Source organism: Ideonella azotifigens, assembly GCF_006519715.1.
GTDB classification, from domain to species: domain Bacteria; phylum Pseudomonadota; class Gammaproteobacteria; order Burkholderiales; family Burkholderiaceae_C; genus Ideonella; species Ideonella azotifigens.
On record NZ_VIDT01000575.1, the window covers coordinates 1 to 3,527 of the forward strand.

Genomic DNA, 3,527 nt, shown 5'->3' on the forward strand with positions numbered 1-3,527 from the left:
CGCAATACCTCGCGCTGAACGCCGATGTGGCCCGCACCGGCATGGACCCTGGCCAGCACTACGCCCGCTTCGGCCGCGGCGAAGGCCGGCGCTACCGGCTGTGAGCCAGGCCACCCGCCCTCGCCTGGTGCTTCACATCGGCACCCACAAGACCGGCACCACCAGCCTGCAGCATGGCCTGGCCACCGCGCGCGAACGGCTGCTGCAGGACCACGGCCTGTTCTATCCGGACACCAGCCGACCGCCGCTGCCAGCACAGCCCAAGCACTGCTCGGTGTTCCGCGCCGCGATCTCGGACGACGCGCAGCTGCAGGACCGCGAGCGCAGCACGCTGATGCGGGAGTGGCAGGCCGCGGCAGCGCTGGGCGCGCACACGATGCTGATCAGCGAGGAGGGCCTGTCCGAACCGGTGCCACGCATCCCGGCGTTTTTCGCGCCGCTGGCGGACAGTTTCGACATCGAGGTGCTGTGCTACCTGCGCCGGCAGGACTTGTTTGCCGAATCGCTGTTCAACCAGTTCACGCGGGAAGTGCTGCGCCGCGAGGCCAGGCCGATGCTGGGCTTCGTTCGCGCCGAGGCCACGCGGGCGCGACTGGACTACCACGCCATGCTCTCGCGCTGGGCTGCGCTGCCGGCCCGGGTGCGGGTGTCGGACTTCGACGGCCCCGCCGTGCGCGAGATCGGGCTGCTGGCCTCGTTCGAACAATGCCTGGGCCTGCCGGCGCTGGACCTGCCCGGGGAGCAGGCCAATGTCTCGCCCGACATGCGGCTGGCGCTGCTGCTCAACCGCATGAACCGCATGCAGCTGGACTACGCGCTGCCGCCGCTGATGCGCGCCGCCGAGGCCCTGGCACGCGACGGCTTGCCGGCCAGGAGGCACCTGCTGGGCCGCCACGAGCGCCAGCAGCTGCTGGCCGATTTCGCAGGCTGCAACCAGCGCCTGGCCGAGGACTTCGGCGTGCGCTTCGGCGATTCGCTGCCTGCTGGCGAAGGCGAAGAAGCCACCGAGGACCTGGAACTGCCCTTCCTGCTGCGCCTGCTGGAACAGCTCTCGCAGCGGGCAGCGCACAAGCCGGGTGCGGCGGCATAGACCTTCGCGCCAGAGGCGGTCACGGCGTGGTCATGAACGGGGCCGGCCAAGTCAGCGAAAATACCGGGTTTTCCCGCGCCGCCGTCACTGCTGTACCCCATGAGCCTGTTCCTTCCTGCCGCCGCCCAGCGCGTCGCCTCCCCCCGCCACAGGCGTGGACTTCTGCCGCTGCTGTCGGCGTGCCTGGTCGGCCTGACCGGACTGTGCGGTGTCCAACCGGCCCGGGCGGAAGCCATCACAGGCGCCGGCTCGTCGGCCGCAGCACCGGTCTACCGCATCTGGGGCGCCGAGTACGCCAGGGAAAAGGGCGACACGCTGAGCTACGAGCCAGTCGGCTCGGGCGCGGGCATGGCCCGCATTGCCAAGCGCGACGTGGACTTCGGCGCCTCGGACGTGATGACCAGCGCCGAGGACCTGAAGAAAAACGACCTGGTGATGTTCCCCACGGTGATCACCGGCGTGGTGCCGGTGGTCAACCTGCCGCGCATCGGGCCAAACGCGCTGAAGCTGGACGGCCCGCTGCTGGCCCGCATCTTCCTCGGCCAGGTCACGCAGTGGGATGCGCCGGAGCTGAAGGCGCTGAACCCGGAGCTGAAGCTGCCTTCGTTGGCGATCAGGCTGGTAGTGCGGGCCGATGGCTCGGGCACGACCTGGCACTTCGCCGACTACATGGCCCGCGTCAGCCCGGAATGGAAGCAGCGCCGCGGCGTGGCCAACCATTTCGACTGGCCGGCAGGCGCACTGGCGGTCAAGGGCAGCAGCGCCGTCTCCGAGACGCTGCGCGCGACCTCCGGCGCAATTGCTTACATCGACTACAACTATGTACTGGACGATGGCCTGGCCGGCGTGATGCTGAAAAACGCCGAAGGGCAGTTCGTCGCCCCTGGCGTCGAGGGCTTTCGCGAAGCGGTGACCCACAGCACCTGGTACAGCAACGGCGACTTCTCGGCGCCGATCAACAACATGCGCGGCCAGCGCACCTGGCCCATCACGATGGGCACCTACATTGCCGTGCCGCGCGTGGCCCAGCAGACCGAGCGGGCGGAACGCGCCCTGCAGTTCGTCACCTGGGCTTACCTGCACGGCGACGCGCTGGCCCGCCAGGCCAAGTTCGTGCCGCTGCCCGACAAGGTGCAGGCCAGCGCCTACCGCGAAATTTCCAAGGTGACAGGCGCCAAGGGCGAAATGCTGGGCGTGAAGTTGATTGGCCGGCTGCTCAACTGATTTTCCCTGCGGCAGGCCTGGCAAAGGGAACAGGCCCGCCCTGGCCGATTGGCCGGGACAGGCACTTTGGGGGCCACAGCCTGGGGAGACTGGCCCTATGATGATTGCCACAAGACCTGAGCGCCCCTGCCCTCCCCTTGGAGCGAGACAACACCCGCCAACCGGGTGCGTTCCATTGCCCGCGAACATCGCCGGCACGCCATGTGCTGCGGTTCGCGCAACGAAACCCGCCGCGTATCCACGAAGGAGTTTCCATGCACTTCCAGGCTGAATTGAACGGTGAAGCGGTCTTCGCCCGCACGCCCGAAGGCCAGCAACAGGTGATCGACAGCCACCTCGAACTGGCCGAGCCGCTGCGCCGCCTGCTGCTGCTGGTCAATGGCTACACGCCGCTGGCCCACCTGGCCGACCTGCTGGACGCCGAGGCTGCCGCCAAATGGCCAACCGCCCAGAGCAGCGTGCCCGACAGCGTGCAGGCGCTGCTGCAAAAGGGGCTGATCACCCAGGTCGACCCGGCCACGCAGGACCCCGTCTCGACGATCTCGCCAGCCTTCATGCCTTGAGCGCGCAGACCCATCGCAACCTGGGCCAGCCCTGAGAGGCTGAGACCTGGCGCTGCCGATGGTCACGGCCAGCGGCAGCAGCATCCGGGTCCGCACGCAGGGCCAGATCGAGCAAGAGGAAGGCCGGCCGGCGCGCCTGAGCGCCTCCGTTCTTGATGCGCATCAACGCGCCCGGGGTTCCGGTGTTCATGATGGGACGCTGCGCTGTTCCATTCGCGCCCAACCGGAGGCCCTCGCCATGAAGCACATCCTCGTCCACCTCGACGCATCGACCCGCTCGGCCGACCGGCTCACGCTGGCCCAGGGGCTGGCGCGTGAACACCAGGCGGCGCTGACTGCGCTGTACGCCGTGGTGCCCACGCTGCTGGCCCTGCCGTTTGCCGGCGCAGCGGGCGCCGAATCGGCCTATGCCGTGTTCGAACAGCTGGACCGGGAACAGCGCGGCCGTGCGCGCGCACTGTTCGAGCGCCAGTTGCCTGCGGGCACCATGGCCTGGGCCGAGACCGGCAACGAGCTTTTCGAATCCACCGTGCTGCAGCATGCGCTGCTGGCCGATCTGCTGGTGCTCGGCCAGGTCGACCCGCAGGACGGCATGGCCGGCGCCGTGCCGCCCGGCTTCATCGCCACGCTGCTGACCGACAGCGGCAAGC

Annotated in this window: 5 protein-coding genes; 4 read left to right on the plus strand and 1 reads right to left on the minus strand. The window is 69.0% G+C overall.

Going from position 1 to position 3,527, the window contains the following annotated elements; genetic code table 11:
• Positions 1-100 precede the first annotated feature (100 nt).
• The 3 genes from FKP22_RS24290 to FKP22_RS24300 all read left to right on the plus strand — a co-directional run bounded on the left by FKP22_RS24290 (position 101) and on the right by FKP22_RS24300 (position 2,877).
• Positions 101-1,090 carry a hypothetical protein gene (locus tag FKP22_RS24290; RefSeq protein WP_141290239.1) on the plus strand — a complete coding sequence of 330 codons (990 nt, stop codon included), beginning with the start codon at positions 101-103 and terminating at the stop codon, positions 1,088-1,090.
• A gap of 99 nt (positions 1,091-1,189) precedes the next feature.
• A complete protein-coding gene (pstS, locus tag FKP22_RS24295) occupies positions 1,190-2,314 on the plus strand; it encodes a phosphate ABC transporter substrate-binding protein PstS (protein ID WP_141290240.1) in 1,125 nt (374 codons plus the stop codon).
• A 254-nt stretch (positions 2,315-2,568) separates the two neighbouring features.
• Positions 2,569-2,877: a hypothetical protein gene (locus tag FKP22_RS24300; RefSeq protein ID WP_141290241.1), complete on the plus strand. Its 309-nt coding sequence runs from the start codon at positions 2,569-2,571 to the stop codon at positions 2,875-2,877.
• Here FKP22_RS24300 and FKP22_RS32635 read toward each other — a convergent pair.
• Positions 2,867-3,067 carry a hypothetical protein gene (locus tag FKP22_RS32635; RefSeq protein WP_170201060.1) on the minus strand — a complete coding sequence of 67 codons (201 nt, stop codon included), beginning with the start codon at positions 3,065-3,067 and terminating at the stop codon, positions 2,867-2,869. The genes FKP22_RS24300 and FKP22_RS32635 overlap by 11 nt on opposite strands.
• Positions 3,068-3,115: 48 nt before the next feature.
• On the opposite strand from FKP22_RS32635, the gene FKP22_RS24305 reads away from it, so the two are divergent.
• A partial coding sequence (locus FKP22_RS24305) for a universal stress protein (protein ID WP_233446961.1) occupies positions 3,116-3,527 on the plus strand: 412 nt, incomplete at its 3' end.

Bases quoted from the DNA above. Each gene is read 5' to 3' on its own strand.
- pstS (WP_141290240.1), top strand. From the start codon at position 1,190: ATGAGCCTGTTCCTTCCTGCCGCCGCCCAGCGCGTCGCCTCCCCCCGC.
- FKP22_RS24300 (WP_141290241.1), top strand. From the start codon at position 2,569: ATGCACTTCCAGGCTGAATTGAACGGTGAAGCGGTCTTCGCCCGCACG.
- FKP22_RS32635 (WP_170201060.1), bottom strand. From the start codon at position 3,067: ATGAACACCGGAACCCCGGGCGCGTTGATGCGCATCAAGAACGGAGGC.